Annotated in this window: 30 protein-coding genes and 1 pseudogene; 2 read left to right on the forward strand and 29 right to left on the reverse strand. The window is 66.3% G+C overall.

The features are described 5' to 3' along the window. The 29 genes and pseudogenes from ABZ877_RS38125 to rpsJ all read right to left on the reverse strand — a co-directional run. Positions 1-269: pseudogene (locus ABZ877_RS38125) on the reverse strand (DNA-directed RNA polymerase subunit alpha); the annotation flags it as partial. A 117-nt stretch (positions 270-386) separates the two neighbouring features. Next, entirely contained in the window at positions 387-791 is a 405-nt protein-coding gene (gene rpsK, locus ABZ877_RS38130) for a 30S ribosomal protein S11 (RefSeq protein WP_003948617.1), read from the reverse strand. Between the two features lie 64 nt (positions 792-855). Then, entirely contained in the window at positions 856-1,236 is a 381-nt protein-coding gene (rpsM, locus tag ABZ877_RS38135) for a 30S ribosomal protein S13 (RefSeq protein ID WP_361080942.1), read from the reverse strand. A gap of 221 nt (positions 1,237-1,457) precedes the next feature. Then, complete coding sequence (rpmJ, locus tag ABZ877_RS38140) at positions 1,458-1,571, reverse strand: 50S ribosomal protein L36 (protein WP_003974245.1); 114 nt, start codon at positions 1,569-1,571, stop codon at positions 1,458-1,460. A 58-nt stretch (positions 1,572-1,629) separates the two neighbouring features. After that, positions 1,630-1,851, reverse strand: coding sequence for a translation initiation factor IF-1 (gene infA / locus ABZ877_RS38145; RefSeq protein ID WP_003948620.1), 222 nt, complete (start codon positions 1,849-1,851; stop codon positions 1,630-1,632). A 478-nt stretch (positions 1,852-2,329) separates the two neighbouring features. Then, positions 2,330-3,166 carry a type I methionyl aminopeptidase gene (gene map, locus ABZ877_RS38150; RefSeq protein ID WP_361080944.1) on the reverse strand — a complete coding sequence of 279 codons (837 nt, stop codon included), beginning with the start codon at positions 3,164-3,166 and terminating at the stop codon, positions 2,330-2,332. A gap of 116 nt (positions 3,167-3,282) precedes the next feature. After that, the gene (locus tag ABZ877_RS38155; protein WP_361080946.1) at positions 3,283-3,930 is read right to left on the reverse strand and encodes an adenylate kinase; all 648 of its coding nucleotides are present in this window, start codon (positions 3,928-3,930) and stop codon (positions 3,283-3,285) included. Further along, positions 3,930-5,243: a preprotein translocase subunit SecY gene (secY, locus tag ABZ877_RS38160; protein ID WP_361080948.1), complete on the reverse strand. Its 1,314-nt coding sequence runs from the start codon at positions 5,241-5,243 to the stop codon at positions 3,930-3,932. The genes ABZ877_RS38155 and secY overlap by 1 nt, the downstream gene beginning before the upstream one ends. Before the next feature lie 236 nt (positions 5,244-5,479). After that, positions 5,480-5,935: a 50S ribosomal protein L15 gene (rplO, locus tag ABZ877_RS38165; protein ID WP_361080950.1), complete on the reverse strand. Its 456-nt coding sequence runs from the start codon at positions 5,933-5,935 to the stop codon at positions 5,480-5,482. Between the two features lie 2 nt (positions 5,936-5,937). Next, positions 5,938-6,120, reverse strand: a complete 183-nt coding sequence (gene rpmD, locus ABZ877_RS38170) for a 50S ribosomal protein L30 (RefSeq protein ID WP_005481207.1) — start codon at positions 6,118-6,120, stop codon at positions 5,938-5,940. Beyond that, positions 6,120-6,725 carry a 30S ribosomal protein S5 gene (rpsE, locus tag ABZ877_RS38175; RefSeq protein WP_207824967.1) on the reverse strand — a complete coding sequence of 202 codons (606 nt, stop codon included), beginning with the start codon at positions 6,723-6,725 and terminating at the stop codon, positions 6,120-6,122. Before rpsE ends, rpmD begins: the two co-directional genes overlap by 1 nt. Positions 6,726-6,789: 64 nt before the next feature. Further along, positions 6,790-7,173 (reverse strand): 50S ribosomal protein L18, encoded by a 384-nt coding sequence (gene rplR / locus ABZ877_RS38180; RefSeq protein WP_361080953.1) that lies wholly within the window; start codon positions 7,171-7,173, stop codon positions 6,790-6,792. 3 nt (positions 7,174-7,176) lie between these two features. Continuing rightward, entirely contained in the window at positions 7,177-7,716 is a 540-nt protein-coding gene (rplF, locus tag ABZ877_RS38185; RefSeq protein WP_361080955.1) for a 50S ribosomal protein L6, read from the reverse strand. A gap of 24 nt (positions 7,717-7,740) precedes the next feature. Continuing rightward, positions 7,741-8,139 carry a 30S ribosomal protein S8 gene (gene rpsH, locus ABZ877_RS38190; protein ID WP_361080956.1) on the reverse strand — a complete coding sequence of 133 codons (399 nt, stop codon included), beginning with the start codon at positions 8,137-8,139 and terminating at the stop codon, positions 7,741-7,743. Between the two features lie 213 nt (positions 8,140-8,352). Next, positions 8,353-8,538 (reverse strand): type Z 30S ribosomal protein S14, encoded by a 186-nt coding sequence (locus ABZ877_RS38195; RefSeq protein WP_004571834.1) that lies wholly within the window; start codon positions 8,536-8,538, stop codon positions 8,353-8,355. A 5-nt stretch (positions 8,539-8,543) separates the two neighbouring features. Beyond that, complete coding sequence (gene rplE, locus ABZ877_RS38200; RefSeq protein ID WP_361080959.1) at positions 8,544-9,101, reverse strand: 50S ribosomal protein L5; 558 nt, start codon at positions 9,099-9,101, stop codon at positions 8,544-8,546. After that, entirely contained in the window at positions 9,101-9,424 is a 324-nt protein-coding gene (rplX, locus tag ABZ877_RS38205; RefSeq protein WP_361080961.1) for a 50S ribosomal protein L24, read from the reverse strand. The genes rplE and rplX overlap by 1 nt, the downstream gene beginning before the upstream one ends. A 2-nt stretch (positions 9,425-9,426) precedes the next feature. Continuing rightward, complete coding sequence (rplN, locus tag ABZ877_RS38210) at positions 9,427-9,795, reverse strand: 50S ribosomal protein L14 (RefSeq protein ID WP_003974257.1); 369 nt, start codon at positions 9,793-9,795, stop codon at positions 9,427-9,429. A gap of 106 nt (positions 9,796-9,901) precedes the next feature. Next, entirely contained in the window at positions 9,902-10,186 is a 285-nt protein-coding gene (rpsQ, locus tag ABZ877_RS38215; protein WP_156722919.1) for a 30S ribosomal protein S17, read from the reverse strand. Beyond that, entirely contained in the window at positions 10,186-10,410 is a 225-nt protein-coding gene (gene rpmC / locus ABZ877_RS38220) for a 50S ribosomal protein L29 (protein WP_052580777.1), read from the reverse strand. Before rpmC ends, rpsQ begins: the two co-directional genes overlap by 1 nt. Next, positions 10,410-10,829 (reverse strand): 50S ribosomal protein L16, encoded by a 420-nt coding sequence (rplP, locus tag ABZ877_RS38225; protein WP_059424836.1) that lies wholly within the window; start codon positions 10,827-10,829, stop codon positions 10,410-10,412. The genes rpmC and rplP overlap by 1 nt, the downstream gene beginning before the upstream one ends. A gap of 5 nt (positions 10,830-10,834) precedes the next feature. Continuing rightward, positions 10,835-11,677, reverse strand: coding sequence for a 30S ribosomal protein S3 (rpsC, locus tag ABZ877_RS38230; protein ID WP_361080964.1), 843 nt, complete (start codon positions 11,675-11,677; stop codon positions 10,835-10,837). Then, positions 11,677-12,024 (reverse strand): 50S ribosomal protein L22, encoded by a 348-nt coding sequence (gene rplV / locus ABZ877_RS38235; RefSeq protein ID WP_009997296.1) that lies wholly within the window; start codon positions 12,022-12,024, stop codon positions 11,677-11,679. The genes rpsC and rplV overlap by 1 nt, the downstream gene beginning before the upstream one ends. Before the next feature lie 42 nt (positions 12,025-12,066). Further along, complete coding sequence (gene rpsS, locus ABZ877_RS38240; RefSeq protein ID WP_361080967.1) at positions 12,067-12,348, reverse strand: 30S ribosomal protein S19; 282 nt, start codon at positions 12,346-12,348, stop codon at positions 12,067-12,069. Positions 12,349-12,360: 12 nt separating this feature from the next. Beyond that, complete coding sequence (gene rplB / locus ABZ877_RS38245) at positions 12,361-13,197, reverse strand: 50S ribosomal protein L2 (protein ID WP_361080969.1); 837 nt, start codon at positions 13,195-13,197, stop codon at positions 12,361-12,363. Between the two features lie 39 nt (positions 13,198-13,236). Further along, on the reverse strand, positions 13,237-13,653 hold the full coding sequence (gene rplW / locus ABZ877_RS38250) for a 50S ribosomal protein L23 (protein WP_164304029.1): 417 nt from the start codon (positions 13,651-13,653) through the stop codon (positions 13,237-13,239). Continuing rightward, entirely contained in the window at positions 13,653-14,306 is a 654-nt protein-coding gene (gene rplD, locus ABZ877_RS38255) for a 50S ribosomal protein L4 (RefSeq protein WP_361080971.1), read from the reverse strand. Before rplD ends, rplW begins: the two co-directional genes overlap by 1 nt. Before the next feature lie 5 nt (positions 14,307-14,311). Beyond that, positions 14,312-14,956, reverse strand: coding sequence for a 50S ribosomal protein L3 (gene rplC, locus ABZ877_RS38260; RefSeq protein WP_361080973.1), 645 nt, complete (start codon positions 14,954-14,956; stop codon positions 14,312-14,314). A 17-nt stretch (positions 14,957-14,973) separates the two neighbouring features. Next, positions 14,974-15,282: a 30S ribosomal protein S10 gene (gene rpsJ, locus ABZ877_RS38265; RefSeq protein WP_003948644.1), complete on the reverse strand. Its 309-nt coding sequence runs from the start codon at positions 15,280-15,282 to the stop codon at positions 14,974-14,976. 559 nt (positions 15,283-15,841) lie between these two features. On the opposite strand from rpsJ, the gene ABZ877_RS38270 reads away from it, so the two are divergent. Continuing rightward, entirely contained in the window at positions 15,842-16,168 is a 327-nt protein-coding gene (locus ABZ877_RS38270) for a hypothetical protein (protein ID WP_361080975.1), read from the forward strand. After that, on the forward strand, positions 16,165-16,929 hold the full coding sequence (locus ABZ877_RS38275) for a hypothetical protein (RefSeq protein ID WP_361080977.1): 765 nt from the start codon (positions 16,165-16,167) through the stop codon (positions 16,927-16,929). Before ABZ877_RS38270 ends, ABZ877_RS38275 begins: the two co-directional genes overlap by 4 nt. Positions 16,930-16,954: the final 25 nt, after the last annotated feature.

Consider the following 16,954-nt stretch of genomic DNA (forward strand, 5'->3'; position numbering starts at 1 on the left):
TCGTGCTCCGAGGAGACGACGAGCTGCTTGATGTTGAGGATGAGGTCGGTGACGTCTTCCTTGACGCCCGGCACGGTGGTGAACTCGTGCAGGACACCGTCGATCCGGATCGACGTGACGGCCGCACCCGGGATCGAGGAGAGCAGGGTCCGGCGGAGCGAGTTGCCGAGGGTGTAGCCGAAGCCCGGCTCCAGCGGCTCGATCACGAACCGGGAGCGGAATTCGTCGACGACCTCTTCGGTCAACGAGGGGCGCTGAGCGATCAGCATGAAAGGCAGTCCTTCAGTTCAGGGGCACCCACTATTTGATGCCCTGAGATAGAACAAGGGTACGGGCGGTACCGCCCCGAGGAGCCGTACCGCCCGAAACCTCAAAACGTCCGAGCGTCAGACGCGACGACGCTTGGGCGGACGGCAGCCGTTGTGCGGGGTCGGCGTGACGTCCTGGATCGAGCCGACCTCGAGGCCGGTCGCCTGGAGCGAGCGGATCGCGGTCTCACGACCGGAGCCCGGGCCCTTGACGAAGACGTCGACCTTGCGCATGCCGTGCTCCTGGGCGCGGCGGGCAGCCGACTCGGCGGCCATCTGCGCGGCGAACGGCGTGGACTTGCGGGAGCCCTTGAAGCCGACGTGGCCGGCGGAGGCCCACGAGATCACGTTGCCGGTCGGGTCCGTGATGGACACGATCGTGTTGTTGAACGTGCTCTTGATGTGCGCGTGGCCGTGAGCGACGTTCTTCTTTTCCTTGCGGCGCACCTTCTTGGCAGCGCCCTGACGTCCCTTGGGGGGCATGTCGTTCTCCTACGGGAGGTGGTCGGTCCTACAGCGAAGACCGCTGAAAAGCGTCCGCTGAGGACTACTTCTTGCCCGGCTTCTTCTTACCGGCGATGGCGCGACGCGGGCCCTTGCGGGTACGCGCGTTGGTGCTGGTGCGCTGACCGCGGACCGGCAGACCACGACGGTGGCGCAGACCCTGGTAGCTGCCGATCTCGACCTTGCGGCGGATGTCGGCCTGGATCTCGCGACGGAGGTCACCCTCGGTCTGGAAGTTCTGGTCCACGTACTCGCGGATCTTGACGAGGTCTTCCTCGCTCAGGTCGCGGACGCGGATGTTGCGGTCGACACCCGTGGCGTCCAGCGTCTGCTGGGCGCGCGTACGGCCGATGCCGAACACGTAGGTGAGGGCGACCTCGATGCGCTTGTCGCGCGGGAGGTCAACGCCTTCAACGCGTGCCATTCATGGCTCCTGTTGATTTTCGGAGGTCTGCAGCAGAGCCACTCCCCGCCGCCGTCCCCGCTGCGATGAGCGGTTCGGTACGACTGGGTCCCCGGCCTCCGACCGAAGGTGTCGCCGCGGTGTCCAGTGGAACTGCACACTGCCGGCGGGCCCTGCTTATGTACTCAATGTGTTGCGTGCGTCGCGCGAAACTCTGCGAACGAACTGCAGTCAGTCGTGCGTCAGCCCTGGCGCTGCTTGTGGCGCGGGTTGTCGCAGATCACCATGACCCGACCGTGACGGCGGATCACCCTGCACTTGTCGCAGATCTTCTTGACGCTCGGCTTGACCTTCATGGGTGAGGTTCTCCGGGTCAGTTGCCGGCGCCCCGCCGTGAGCGGGAACAGGCAAGATCTACTTGTACCGGTAGACGATCCGGCCACGCGTCAGGTCGTACGGAGACAGCTCCACCACGACCCGGTCGTCAGGGAGGATGCGGATGTAGTGCATACGCATCTTGCCGCTGATGTGTGCCAGGACCTGGTGGCCGTTCTGGAGCTCCACCTTGAACATGGCGTTCGGAAGAGACTCGACGACAGTGCCTTCGATCTCGATGGCACCTTGCTTCTTGGCCACGCTTCGCCCTTCGAATCGACTACCTTGATCGACTCTCGCCACGCATGCGGACATGCAGATACACGAGAGCCGACGAGTCAGTCTACGTCAGCACCCCCGGAAAGACGAATCCGAGAATTCTGCCCTACCAGAAAGATCCCTAAGCCCCCTGGGCCCCGCCCCTTCCCCGAGCGGATCCGGGCCTTGCCGCCGACCGACTCCCCGACGCCCCGCTCGCGGGGCTTCGCGCGACTGCGCCGGCCTCCGACCGGCGAACGGGGGCCCGGGACAGCAGCCCAACGCACCCCGCCCCGCTACGCCAGCGGGTCCGGCGCCGCCGTCACGCCCATCTCCGCCAGCTTCCCCTTGCCGCCGACCGATTCCCCGACGCCCCGCTCGCGGGATCGGTGCCAGGGCGCCTCACAAGCTTCCCGCGGCTGCGCCGGCCTCCGACCGGCGGACAGGGGCCCGGGCCGGTAACCCAACGGAACCCGCCCCGTTACGCCAGCGGATCCGGCGCCGCCGTGATGCCCATCTCCGCCAGCTTCGCCTTGCCGCCGTCCGGGGCCGTCAGGACCAGTGGGCCCTCCTCCGTCAGGGCCACCGAGTGCTCCCAGTGGGAGGACCAGGTGCCGTCCGTCGTGATGACCGTCCAGTCGTCCGACAGGGTCTCCGTGCGGGGGGCGCCGAGGGAGACCATGGGCTCGATCGCGAGGCAGAAGCCGGGGACGAGCTTGGGGCCCTTGCCGCGGCGGCGCTCGACGTAGTTGAGGAGGTGCGGGTCCATGTGCATCTCGGTGCCGATGCCGTGGCCGCCGTAGTCCTCGACGATGCCGTACTTGCCGCCGCCGGGCTTCGGCTGGCGGCGGATGTAGGTCTCGATGGCGCGGGAGATGTCGACGAGCCGGTTGCCCTGCTTCATCGCGGCGATCCCGGCCCACATCGACTCCTCGGTCACCCGGGAGAGCTCAAGCAGCTCCGGGGAGTGACCGGAGCCGACGAACGCCGTGTACGCCGCGTCACCGTGCCAGCCGTCGACGATCGCACCGCAGTCGATGGAGATGATGTCGCCGTCCTCCAGGACGACGTCGTCGCTCGGGATGCCGTGGACGACGACCTCGTTCTTCGAGGTGCAGATGGTCGCGGGGAACCCGCCGTAGCCGAGGAAGTTCGACTTCGCGCCGTGCTCGGCGATCACCTTGCGGGCGACCTCGTCCAGGTCCTTGGTGGTCGCGCCCGGCACGGCCGCCTCACGGGTCGCGGCGTGGATCGCCGCGACGACAAGCCCCGCCTCCCGCATCTTGCGAATCTGGTCGGGGGTCTTGATCTGCACCATGGGGGCCTGCGCTCTCCGTCATCCGAGTACGACGTGTACGTACACCACCAACACTAAGGCCGCGGCCCCCGGAGCAGGGAACCGCGGCCTCAGCCACGTACAGAAGGGGAACCGGTCTAGCGGCCCAGGGCCTCCATGGCCCGTGCCGTGACCTCTTCCACCTTGCCGAGCGCGGAGATCGTCTTCACGAGCCCCTGCTCCCGGTAGTAGTCGATGATCGGCTCGGTCTGCGTGTGGTAGACCTCGAGCCGCTTGCGCACGGTCTCTTCCTTGTCGTCGTCGCGCTGGTACAGCTCGCCGCCGCAGACGTCACAGACGCCCTCGGCCTTCGGCTGCTTGTACGCGACGTGGAACACGTGCGCCGAGTCGTTGCGGCAGATGCGGCGGCCGGCGATGCGCTTGACCACCTCGTCCTCGGGGACCTCCAGGTCCAGGACCGCGTCCAGCTTCACGTCGTCCGCCTTGAGGGCGACGTCCAGCGCCTCGGCCTGCGAGACGTTGCGAGGGAAGCCGTCGAGCAGGAAGCCGTTCACGGCGTCCGGCTGCTCCATGCGGTCCTTGGCCATCCCGATGGTGACCTCGTCCGGTACCAGCTGACCCGCGTCCATGTACGACTTGGCCTGCTTGCCCAGCTCCGTGCCCTGGCTGATGTTGGCACGGAAGAGGTCGCCCGTGGAGATGTGCGGGATCGACAGGTTCTGGGCAAGGAACGCGGCCTGCGTTCCCTTGCCGGCACCAGGCGGCCCGACGAGGACGATTCGCATCAGCGGAGGAACCCTTCGTAATTGCGCTGCTGGAGCTGGCTCTCGATCTGCTTCACCGTCTCCAGACCAACACCCACGATGATCAGGATGCTGGTGCCGCCGAACGGGAAGTTCTGGTTTGCCCCGAAACCAACCAACGCCATCGTCGGTACGAGAGCGATCAGCCCCAAGTACAGCGAACCCGGCCAGGTGATCCGGTTGAGTACGTAGCTCAGGTACTCAGCGGTCGGTCGGCCAGCCCGGATGCCCGGGATGAAGCCACCATACTTCTTCATGTTGTCCGCGACTTCCTCGGGGTTGAACGAGATCGCCACGTAGAAGAAGGCGAAGAACACGATCAGGAGGAAGTACGTGACGATGTAGATCGGGTGGTTTCCCTTGGTCAGGTGGTCGTCGATCCACAGCTTCCACGACGAGTCACCACCGGCGAACTGGGCGACCAATGCCGGGATGTACAGCAGCGACGAGGCGAAGATGACCGGGATCACACCCGCCTGGTTCACCTTGAGCGGGATGTACGTAGACGTACCGCCGTAGGAACGACGACCGATCATGCGCTTCGCGTACTGCACCGGGATACGGCGCTGGGCCTGCTCGACGAAGACGACCAGCGCGACCATGACCAGGCCGACGAGGATGACGGTGCCGAACTCGATCCAGCCGTCGGCCAGCGAGCCGCCCTGCTTGATGGCCCAGAGGGCCGACGGGAAGGTGGCGGCGATCGAGATGAACATCAGGATCGACATGCCGTTGCCGATGCCGCGGTCGGTGATCAGCTCACCGAGCCACATCATCACGCAGGTGCCGGCGGTCATCGTGATCACCATCGTGATGGTGATGAAGATCGACTGGTCCGGGACGATCTCGCTCGCGACGGGGCAGCCCTGGAAGAGGGCGCCGGTGCGGGCGGTGGCGACGAGACCGGTGCCCTGGAGGATGGCGAGCGCCACGGTCAGGTACCGGGTGTACTGGGTGATCTTCGCGGTACCGGCCTGTCCCTCCTTCTTGAGGGCTTCGAGGCGCGGGATCACCACGGTGAGCAACTGCAGAATGATGCTCGCGGTGATGTACGGCATGATGCCGAGCGCGAAGACCGTGATCTGGAGCAGCGCGCCACCGCTGAACATGTTGACCAGGCCGAAGAGGCCGGTGCCGGACTTGGCCACGTCCATGCACGTCTGGACGTTCGAGTAATCCACGCCGGGGATCGGGATATGTGCCCCGAGCCGGTAGATCACGACGATGCCCAGCGTGAAGAGCAGCTTCTTGCGCAGGTCGGGCGTCTTGAACGCCCGGGCGAACGCGGTGAGCACGGTGCCTCCTGCGACCCCCGCGCGCGTGCGTCAGAGGTGACGGTCTTGAGGATTCGACGAATGGGTAACGGTCAAGATCCGGGATTGGTGCCGGGGACAGCCAACTAGCCCGCAAATCAACAGCGGACGCCACCTTACCGGCGTACATGGCCCCCTAGGAACGACCAACCGGGGATACCCCTTTTGTGGGGTATCCCCGGTCGGGATCGCTCATGTCATCGAGACGGCGTCTGGAATCAGACGAGCTCGGTGACCGTACCGCCCGCGGCGGTGATCTTCTCCTTGGCGGAGCCGGAGACGGCGTCGACCGTCACCTGCAGCGCCACGGAGATCTCGCCCTGGCCGAGGACCTTGACGAGCTCGTTGTTGCGCACCGCGCCCTTGGCGACCAGGTCGGCCACCGTGACCTCGCCACCCTCGGGGTAGAGCGTGGCCAGCTTCTCCAGGTTCACCACCTGGAACTGCTTGTGGGCGGGGTTCTTGAAGCCCTTCAGCTTCGGAAGGCGCATGTGGAGGGGCATCTGCCCACCCTCGAAGCGCTCCGGAACCTGGTAGCGGGCCTTGGTGCCCTTGGTACCACGACCGGCCGTCTTACCCTTCGACGCCTCACCACGACCGACACGGGTCTTCGCGGTCTTGGCGCCGGGGGCCGGACGGAGGTTGTGGATCTTGAGCGGGTTGTTCTCCGCCATGATCAGTCGACCTCCTCGACCGTCACGAGGTGGCGGACGGTGTGCACCATGCCGCGGAACTCGGGGCGGTCCTCCTTGACGACCTGCGTGTTGATGCCCTTGAGACCAAGGGAGCGCAGGGTGTCACGGTGGTTCTGCTTGCTGCCGATGTACGACTTCGTCTGCGTGATCTTGAGCTGAGCCATTACGCACCAGCCCCGGCACGCGCACGCAGCAGAGCCGCGGGAGCGACGTCCTCGAGGGGCAGACCACGGCGGGCCGCGATCTCCTCGGGGCGCTGCAGACCCTTCAGGGCCTCCACGGTCGCGTGCACGATGTTGATCGCGTTGTCGGAGCCGAGCGACTTCGACAGGATGTCGTGAACGCCGGCGCACTCGAGCACGGCGCGCACCGGACCACCGGCGATAACACCGGTACCCGGGGACGCGGGCTTGAGCAGCACGACGCCGGCAGCCTTCTCACCCTGGATCGGGTGCGGGATGGTGCCCTGGATACGGGGGACCTTGAAGAAGTGCTTCTTGGCCTCCTCCACACCCTTGGCGATGGCGGCCGGCACCTCCTTGGCCTTGCCGTAACCGACACCCACGGTGCCGTCACCGTCGCCCACCACGACCAGCGCGGTGAAGCTGAAGCGACGACCACCCTTCACAACCTTGGCGACGCGGTTGATCGCGACGACGCGCTCGACGTACGCGGTCTTCTCGGCGGCGGCGTTGCCACCGTCGCGACCCTTCCGGTCCCGCCGCTCGCCGCCACCGGCACCGCCACCGCGGCGCTGGGGTCCAGCCATTGGAATTACCTCTCTCTTTTTCCGCTAGCTACGCAGTGTCCATAGCCACTGCGTGGCGGGCGACTCAGAACTTGAGTCCGGCTTCGCGGGCGGCGTCCGCCAGGGCGGCGATGCGCCCGGCGTACTGGTTACCACCACGGTCGAACACGACGGCCTCGACACCGGCGGCCTTGGCGCGCTCGGCGACCAGGGCACCGACCGACTTGGCCTGCGCGGACTTGTCGCCCTCGCCGCCGCGGATCGACGCGTCCAGGGTGGAGGCCGACGCGAGGGTGTGACCCTTCACGTCGTCGATCACCTGGGCGACGATGTTGCGGTTGGAGCGCGTCACGACCAGGCGCGGACGCTCGGCCGTACCCGAGATGTTCTTACGGATACGGATGTGGCGGCGCTTGATCGCCGCACGCTTGTAAGCGTCGCCCTTAGCGATCTTCTGACCGTATGCCATGGCTTACTTACCCGCCTTTCCGACCTTGCGGCGGATGACTTCGCCTTCGTACTTGACGCCCTTGGCCTTGTACGGGTCGGGCTTGCGCAGCTTGCGGATGTTGGCCGCAACCTCGCCGACCTTCTGCTTGTCGATGCCCTCGACCGAGAACTTGGTCGGCGACTCGACCTTGAACGAGATGCCCTCGGGCGCCTCGACCAGGATCGGGTGGCTGTAGCCGAGCGAGAACTCCAGGTTGGAGCCCTTCGCCAGAACGCGGTAACCGACACCGCTGATCTCGAGCTTCTTCACGTAACCCGTGGTCACGCCGGTGATCATGTTCGCCACCAGCGTGCGGGACAGGCCGTGGAGGGCCTTGTTCTGACGCTCGTCGTTGGGGCGGGTGACGTTCAGGACGCCGTCCTCACCCTTGGCGATGTCGATCGGCGCGACGATGGTGTGGCTCAGGGTGCCCTTGGAACCCTTCACCGTGACCGTTCGGCCATCGATGGTGACGTCCACGCCGGCGGGAACCGTGATGGGGAGCTTGCCAATACGCGACATAGCTGTTTCCTCCGTTCCCTTCCGCTACCAGACGTAGGCGAGGACTTCCCCACCCACGCCCTTCTTCTGCGCCTGCTGGCCGGTCAGGAGACCGTGCGACGTGGAGATGATCGCCACGCCCAGGCCACCGAGGACCTTCGGCAGATTGGTGGACTTCGCGTAAACGCGCAGACCCGGCTTGGAGATGCGCTTGATGCCGGCGATCGAACGCTCACGGTTCGGGCCGAACTTCAGCTCCAGGACGAGGGACTTGCCGACCTCGGCGTCCTCGACCTTCCAGCCGGTGATGAAACCCTCCTGCTGGAGGATCTCGGCGATGTGCGACTTGATCTTGCTGTGCGGCATAGCCACGGTGTCGTGGTACGCCGAGTTCGCGTTCCGCAGACGCGTAAGCATGTCTGCGATCGGATCAGTCATGGTCATGAATTGGCCTTCGGCCTCTCTCGCCGGGGTTTCCTGTATGCGCCATCCCTCTCCCCACACAGGGGCGGGACGGGTGCGGCGCGGGGACCTACGGCGTAGTAAGTCGGTCAGGGCGGCAGAAGCGCCCAACCCTCCCAGCCTAAGCCATGAGAGCGGGAACCACTGCCGACCCTTTACTTACCGAGAGATCCAAGCAGTCCCGAAAAGCGGGTACTACCAGGAGCTCTTGGTCACGCCCGGCAGCTCGCCACGGTGAGCCATCTCACGAAGGCACACGCGGCACAGGCCGAACTTGCGGTACACGGAGTGCGGACGGCCACACCGCTGGCAGCGGGTGTAGGCACGCACAGCGAACTTGGGCTTACGAGCAGCCTTGGCAATCAGAGCCTTCTTCGCCATCTCGCTCACGCCTCCTTGAACGGGAAGCCGAGGTGACGAAGGAGGGCGCGGCCCTCGTCGTCGTTGGTCGCCGTGGTGACCACGGTGATGTCCATACCCCGGACGCGGTCGATCTTGTCCTGGTCGATCTCGTGGAACATGACCTGCTCCGTGAGACCGAAGGTGTAGTTGCCACGGCCGTCGAACTGCTTGGGGGACAGACCACGGAAGTCGCGGATGCGCGGGAGCGCGAGCGACAGGGTGCGGTCCAGGAACTCCCACATGCGGTCGCCACGGAGCGTGACGTGGGCACCGATCGGCTGACCCTCACGCAGCTTGAACTGCGCGATGGACTTGCGGGCCTTGGTGATGGCCGGCTTCTGACCGGTGATGGTGGTCAGGTCGCGGACGGCACCGTCCATGAGCTTGGAGTCACGCGCGGCGTCACCCACACCCATGTTGACCACGATCTTGACCAGACCGGGGATCTGCATGACGTTCTCGTAGGAGAACTCGTCCTGCAGCTTGCCCTTGATCTCGTCGCGGTACTTCTGCTTCAGACGCGGGTTCGTGGTGGTAGTCATCAGATGTCCTCACCCGTCCGCTTGGCAACGCGGATCTTGTTGCCCTCGTCGTCGAAGCGGTAACCGACACGCGTGACGACCTTCTTGCCGTCCTTCTCCACGACCAACTGAACGTTGGAGACGTGGATCGGGGCCTCGGTGGTCACGATGCCGCCGGCCTGGGAGCCAGTGGCGGTGGGGCCGGCCTTGGTGTGCTTCTTGACCCGGTTGACACCCTCGACGAGGACGCGCTCCTGGCGCGGGTAAGCGGCAATGACCTTGCCCTGCTTGCCCTTGTCCTTGCCGGTGATGACCTGTACCAGGTCGCCCTTCTTGATCTTCATGCTTACAGCACCTCCGGCGCGAGCGAGATGATCTTCATGAACTTCTTCTCGCGCAGCTCACGGCCGACGGGGCCGAAGATACGGGTGCCGCGAGGGTCGCCGTCGTTCTTGAGAATGACGGCGGCGTTCTCGTCGAAGCGGATGTACGAGCCGTCCGGACGGCGGCGCTCCTTGACGGTGCGAACGATGACCGCCTTGACGACGTCACCCTTCTTCACGTTGCCACCGGGGATCGCGTCCTTCACGGTGGCGACGATGACGTCACCGATGCCCGCGTAGCGGCGACCCGAGCCACCGAGAACACGGATGGTGAGAATTTCCTTCGCACCCGTGTTGTCGGCGACGCGCAGTCGCGACTCCTGCTGGATCACGTCTATCTCCTGATTGTCTGCCGGTTCCCGGCAGGGGCCTGTCTCCTAGCGGAGGCCGGCCCCTGCCGAGCCTGGCGGAACGATCTCTGAGGGATGCCTCAGAGAATTACTTGGCCTTCTCGAGGATCTCGACGATGCGCCAGCGCTTGGTGGCGGACAGCGGACGCGTCTCCATCAGGAGGACGCGGTCGCCGACACCGGCAGCGTTCTGCTCGTCGTGCGCCTTGAGCTTGTTCGTACGGCGGATGACCTTGCCGTACAGGGCGTGCTTGACGCGGTCCTCGACGGCGACGACGACGGTCTTGTCCATCTTGTCGCTGACGACCAGACCCTCACGGGTCTTGCGGAAGCCGCGGGCGGCAGTCTCTTCAGTCACGTTCTTCTCGCTCATCAGGCGTTCTCCACCGTCTCGATGCCGAGCTCACGCTCACGCATGAGGGTGTAGATCCGGGCGATGTCCTTGCGGACGGCCTTGAGCCGGCCGTGGTTCTCGAGCTGGCCCGTCGCCGCCTGGAAGCGGAGGTTGAACAGCTCTTCCTTGGCCTCGCGGAGCTTGCCGACAAGCTCCTCGTTGCCCAGCTCGCGCAGCTCGGACGCCTTGGTACCGGTCGACATCACGCTTCACCTGCCTCGCGCTTGACGATCTTGCACTTCATCGGCAGCTTGTGGGCCGCGCGAGTCAGCGCCTCACGCGCGATCTTCTCGTTGGGGTACGACAGCTCGAACATGACGCGTCCGGGCTTGACGTTGGCGACCCACCACTCCGGGGAACCCTTACCGGAACCCATGCGGGTCTCGGCAGGCTTCTTGGTGAGGGGGCGGTCCGGGTAGATGTTGATCCAGACCTTGCCGCCACGCTTGATGTGACGCGTCATGGCGATACGAGCGGCCTCGATCTGACGGTTCGTCACGTACGCCGGGGTCAGCGCCTGGATGCCGTACTCGCCGAACGCAACCTGCGTGCCACCCTTGGACATGCCGCTGCGCTTCGGGTGGTGCTGCTTGCGGTGCTTGACCCTACGGGGGATCAGCATTTCGGTCAGGCCTCCGTTCCGGTGCTCTCAGCAGCCGGAGCGGCAGCGGCGGGAGCGTCGGCCTTGGGGGCCTCGGCAGCCGGCGCGGACTGCTGCTGCGGCTTACGACCGCGACCGCCACGCTCGCCACCACGGCCGCCACCGCGGGCCGGGCGGTCGTTGCCGCCACGGGCCGGACGGTTGCCGGCGCGGGCCGCGGCGTTCTCGGCGCGAACCTCGGCGATGTTCTTGACGTCGCCCTTGTAGATCCAGACCTTCACACCGATGCGGCCGAAGGTCGTCTTGGCCTCGAAGAAGCCGTAGTCCACGTTGGCGCGGAGCGTGTGCAGGGGCACACGGCCCTCGCGGTAGAACTCCGAACGGGACATCTCGGCACCGCCGAGACGACCGCCACACTGGATCTTGATGCCCTTGGCACCCGCCTTCATCGCCGACTGCATGCTCTTGCGCATGGCACGACGGAAGGAGACGCGGGAGGAGAGCTGCTCCGCCACGGCCTGGGCCACGAGCTGAGCGTCGACCTCGGGGTTCTTGACCTCGAGGATGTTCAGCTGGACCTGCTTGCCCGTGAGCTTCTCGAGGTCGCCGCGGATGCGGTCGGCCTCGGCGCCACGGCGGCCGATGACGATGCCGGGACGAGCGGTGTGGATGTCCACACGCACGCGGTCACGGGTGCGCTCGATCTCCACCTTCGAGATGCCGGCACGCTCCATGCCGGACGTCATCATCCGACGGATGGCGACGTCTTCCTTGACGTAGTCCTTGTACAGCTTGTCGGCGTACCAACGCGACTTGAAGTCGGTCGTGACACCGAGCCGGAACCCGTGCGGGTTTACCTTCTGGCCCATTACCGGGTTCCTTCCTTGCTGCTGACGACCACGGTGATGTGGCTGGTCCGCTTACGGATCCGGTAGGCACGGCCCTGGGCACGCGGACGGAACCGCTTCAGGGTCGGGCCCTCATCCACGTACGCCTCGCTGATGACCAGCGTGGAGGCGTCGGTGTGGTCGTAGTTGTGCGCGGCGTTGGCGATGGCGCTGTCCAGCACCTTGCCGACCGGCACGCTCGCGGCCTGCGGGGCGAAACGCAGGACCGCCTGAGCCTCCGTGGCGTCCATGCCACGGATGAGGTCCACCACGCGGCGGGCCTTCATGGGCGTGACGCGGATGTACCGCGCCTGGGCCCTGGCTTCCATGGTTGTCCCTTCGGTGTTTGTCATAGTCGATTCCACCCCGCCTTAGCGGCGCTTCGACTTCCGGTCGTCCTTGACGTGACCCCGGAAGGTGCGCGTCGGCGCGAACTCGCCGAGCTTGTGGCCGACCATCGACTCGGTGACGAACACCGGGATGTGGGTCTTGCCGTTGTGCACCGCGATCGTGTGGCCCAGCATGCTGGGGATGATCATCGAGCGACGGGACCAGGTCTTGATGACGTTCTTGGAACCGGCTTCGTTCTGAGCGTCCACCTTCTTGATGAGGTGGGTGTCGACGAAGGGTCCCTTCTTGAGACTGCGCGGCATCTAAACCCGCTCCTAGCGCTTCTTGTTCGTCTTGCGGCGGCGGACGATGTACTTGTTCGAAGCCTTCTTCGGCGAACGCGTACGACCCTCCTTCTGACCCCACGGGGAGACCGGGTGGCGACCACCGGAGGTCTTGCCCTCACCACCACCGTGCGGGTGGTCGACCGGGTTCATCGCCACACCGCGAACGGTCGGGCGAACGCCCAGCCAGCGCTTGCGGCCGGCCTTGCCCCAGTTGATGTTCGACTGCTCGGCGTTGCCGACCTCGCCGATGGTGGCGCGGCAGCGCACGTCCACGAGACGGATCTCGCCGGACGGCATGCGCAGGTGGGCCATCGAGCCCTCCTTCGCGAGCAGCTGCACGGAGGCACCGGCGGAGCGGGCGAACTTGGCGCCGCCGCCCGGACGGAGCTCGATCGCGTGGATCGTGGTACCGACCGGGATGTTGCGCAGCGCCAGGTTGTTGCCGGGCTTGATGTCGGCCCCGGGGCCGTTCTCCACCCGGTCACCCTGCGACAGGCCGCGGGGGGCGATGATGTAGCGCTTCTCGCCGTCCGCGTAGTGCAGGAGCGCGATGCGCGCGGTGCGGTTGGGGTCGTACTCGATGTGCGCGACCTTCGCCGGCACGCCGTCCTTGTCGTGACGACGGAAGTCGATCACGCGGTAGGCGCGCTTGTGTCCGCCACCCTGGTGGCGAACGGTCACTCGACCGGCGTTGTTACGGCCGCCCTTGCTGTGCAGCGGGCGGACCAGCGACTTCTCCGGCGTGGACCGCGTGACCTCGACGAAGTCGGCAACGCTGGAGCCACGACGCCCCGGCGTAGTCGGCTTGTACTTGCGGATTCCCATTTCTCAGTCCTCGTCCGATATTCGGACCAGGGCGCTCCGTTAGGAGGCCTGGCCGAAGATGTCGATACGGTCGCCCTCAACGAGGGTCACGATCGCGCGCTTGGTGTTCGCACGCTGGCCGAAGCCGGTGCGGGTCCGCTTGCGCTTGCCCTGCCGGTTGATCGTGTTGACCCCGGAGACCTTGACCGAGAAGACCGCCTCGACGGCCTGCTTGATCTGGGTCTTGTTGGCACGCGGGTCGACGATGAAGGTGTACTTGCCCTCGTCGAGGAGCGCGTAGCTCTTCTCGGAGACGACCGGCTTGACGAGGACGTCACGGGGGTCCGTGAAGCTCTTGCTCAGCGGCGTCTCAACGGTGTTCTTGCCCTCGGTGGCGTGGCGCTTCGCCTTGGCGACGCGCGCGGCCTTGGCGGCCTTGGCGGCCTTCGAGGCGATGCTCGGGTGACGCGTAGCCATCAGGCTTCGCTCCCTTCGGTGTCAGCGGCCTTGGGGCCAGACACGAAGGACTCGAAAGCGGCCTGGGTGAAGACCACGTCGTCCGAGACGAGAACGTCGTACGTGTTGAGCTGGCCCGGCTCCAGGATGTGGACCTGGGGCAGGTTGCGAGCGGACAGCAGCGAGGCCTCGTCGGCACGGTCGATCACGAGGAGCAGGTTCTTGCGCTCCGAGATCTTGCCGAGCAGCGACTTGGCGGCCTTGGTGGAGACCGCGCCGTCGACCACGCCGGTGACGACGTGGATGCGAGCGTTGCGGGCCCGGTCGGTGAGGGCGTGGCGCAGAGCCGCGGCCTTCATCTTCTTCGGGGTCCGCTGCGAGTAGTCACGCGGGGTCGGGCCGTGGACGACGCCACCGCCGGCGAACTGCGGCGCACGGGTCGAACCCTGGCGCGCGCGGCCGGTGCCCTTCTGACGGTAAGGCTTCTTACCGCCACCGCGGACCTCGCCACGGCGCTTGACCTTGTGCGTGCCCTGGCGGGCCGCGGCAAGCTGCGCGACGACAACCTGGTGAAGCAGCGGAACGCTGATCTTCTCCACGTCGAAGATCTCGGCCGGGAGCTCGACGGTCCCGGTCTTGTCGCCGGAGGGCGACAGAATGTCAATGGTGCTCATAGTCCTCAGGCCCCCTTGGCCGCGGTGCGGACCAGGACGAGGCCGCCGTTCGGACCAGGAACCGCGCCCTTGATGAGGAGCAGGCCCTTCTCCGCGTCAACGGCGTGAACGGTCAGGTTCTGGGTGGTGACCCGCTCGTTGCCCATACGGCCCGCCATGCGGAGGCCCTTGAACACACGACCCGGGGTGGCGCAGCCACCGATCGAGCCCGGCGAGCGGTGCTTGCGCTGGGTGCCGTGACCGGCGCCGAGGCCCTTGAAGTTGTGACGCTTCATGACACCGGCGAAGCCCTTGCCCTTGCTCTTGCCGGTCACGTCCACCTTGACGCCGGACTCGAAGGTCTCGGCGGTGATCTCCTGGCCGAGGGTGTACTCGCTGGCGTCAGCGGTACGGATCTCGACGAGGTGGCGGCGGGGGGTGACGTCGGCCTTGGCGAAGTGACCCTTGAGGGGCTTGTTCACCTTGCGAGGGTCGATCTCGCCGAAGGCGATCTGGACCGACTCGTAGCCGTCGGTGTCGTTCGTACGGACCTGGGTCACGACGTTGGGGCCGGCCTTGACGACGGTGACCGGAACAACACGGTTGTTCTCGTCCCACACCTGCGTCATGCCGAGCTTCTCGCCCAGGATGCCCTTGATCGGCTTAGTCATCTTCAGATCACCGGCCCTCAGAGCTTGATCTCGATGTCGACGCCGGCCGGGAGGTCGAGTCGCATCAGGGAGTCAACGGTCTTCGGCGTCGGGTCGAGGATGTCGATCAGGCGCTTGTGCGTGCGCATCTCGAAGTGCTCGCGCGAGTCCTTGTACTTGTGCGGCGACTTGATGACGCAGTACACGTTCTTCTCGGTAGGCAGCGGCACCGGGCCCGCGACCGACGCACCAGTACGCGTCACCGTCTCGACGATCTTCTTCGCCGAGGAGTCGATGACCTCGTGGTCGTAGGCCTTGAGCCGGATGCGGATCTTCTGTCCCGCCATGGCTACTTAGTAGTCCTGTCTCTCGTAAGCGCTCTGGAACCCGGGGGCCGGTTTCACACTCCCCTCCGACCCACGCGGTCGGGTGTGTCGCAGCCTCGCTGACAGAAATATCCATACGGATTTCCCTGCCAAAGGGGCTGCGGCCCGAGGCCGCGGGTCCGGGGGAAGAAACCCACCGGGTGCCTGGCCGAGCAACCGCACCACACTTCCCGAAAGATTCCCGTACGTCCGCCTCAGTGCTGCCTGCGAGCCTTTACGGGCTCTGCGGCAGATAAGGCGACGAGTACTGTGGGACTCGCTTCCGGTCCTCCCGGCGGGAGGCGCGCAGCATCGGCACTCAACCGAGCAACCCCGACAGTCTGCCACATGGGACACGCCGGGGGCCAATCGAGCCGTAGAGATTACCCGGTGTGTGACTGAGGTCAAACCGGAGGCGAGGGCGTGGCGACCGCGTGCAAGTCCGGTGGCGTTCGTCAATCGGGCGGTGACCTGCTGCGATTGTCATACGCCGGGCGTGCCAGAGTGTTCGGGCAGCACCGAGCACGAGGGGACCCAGGCCATGGCTGGTCACAGCAAAGTCGAGTTCGCGGCATTGTCCCGGCTCATCACCGATCTGAGCACGTGCGCCGACGGCATGCGTACCGCCATGCATGAGCTGAAGGACATCGGCCCCAAGGGCTCCGGTCACGACGGGCTGGAAGAAGCCTGCGACCACTTCCAGGACAAGTGGGGTTACGGGATCAAGCTGATCGCGGAGGCGACCGGCGGGGTCACCGAGAAGGTGGCCAAGGCGGGCAAGGAGTTCCAGCACGTGGAGGACCTGGTGCGGGCCAAGGTCGGGGCCGTCGAGGTCAAGAGCCCGGCTGAGAACGGTGCCCACCGGTGACCGCGGCACCCGAACCCGGCCCCGGCCCGGCCTTCCGCTTCCAGGTACAGCCCGAGTTCCACGAGATCCCCCTCGGCATCGACGCGGATCCGGCGGCTTTCGACGAACAGCTCCGCGGGTTCGCCCGTGACTACTGGGGTGACGCCGAGGAGCTCGACCCACTGCGCAGGCTGATGGCCGCCCTGTACGGCGTCACGGCGCAGGACCTCACGGCGGGCGGCGCGGTCTACCAGGCCCTGGGCGTCTTCCCGATCGGCGGCACCGCGGACGAGACCGAACCGCCCGAGCGTTACAGCCGCGCGACGCTCACCGTCAGCGTGCGGGAGCTGGAGAATCCCGACCCGCACGTGAGCGCTGCCGGGATCGCCGAGGTTCTGGACAAGTCCGCCGAGAGCGGCGAGGTGCAGCCGATCGTCCTGCCCGCGGGCCCCGCGGTCGTGCACATCGCGGGTACGCGCGCGGTGTGGGACCTCCCGGCACAGTCCGGGGACCCGTGCGATCCCGCCGGGGCCGCCGATCCCGCCCCCGCCGAGGGGGAGCAGGAGCGCTTCTTCGTACGCATCGAAGTCTGGCTGCCCTTCCCCGACGAGGACCGGCTGCTGCTCCTGTGCCTGAGCACGCCGGACACCCAGGACCTCTTCCACTACCAGGCGGTCCTCGCGGACATCGCCGACACGATCACCTTCGGGGACCAGGCACCGACGGCGTCTGCCGACGCCGCGACGGCGAAGCCCGCCGCCTCCCCCATCGCCGCGTACTGACCGCGCCGAGCCAGTCGAGGAGCCT

The organism is Streptomyces sp. NPDC046939 (assembly GCF_040644575.1).
Classification (GTDB): Bacteria; Actinomycetota; Actinomycetes; order Streptomycetales; family Streptomycetaceae; genus Streptomyces.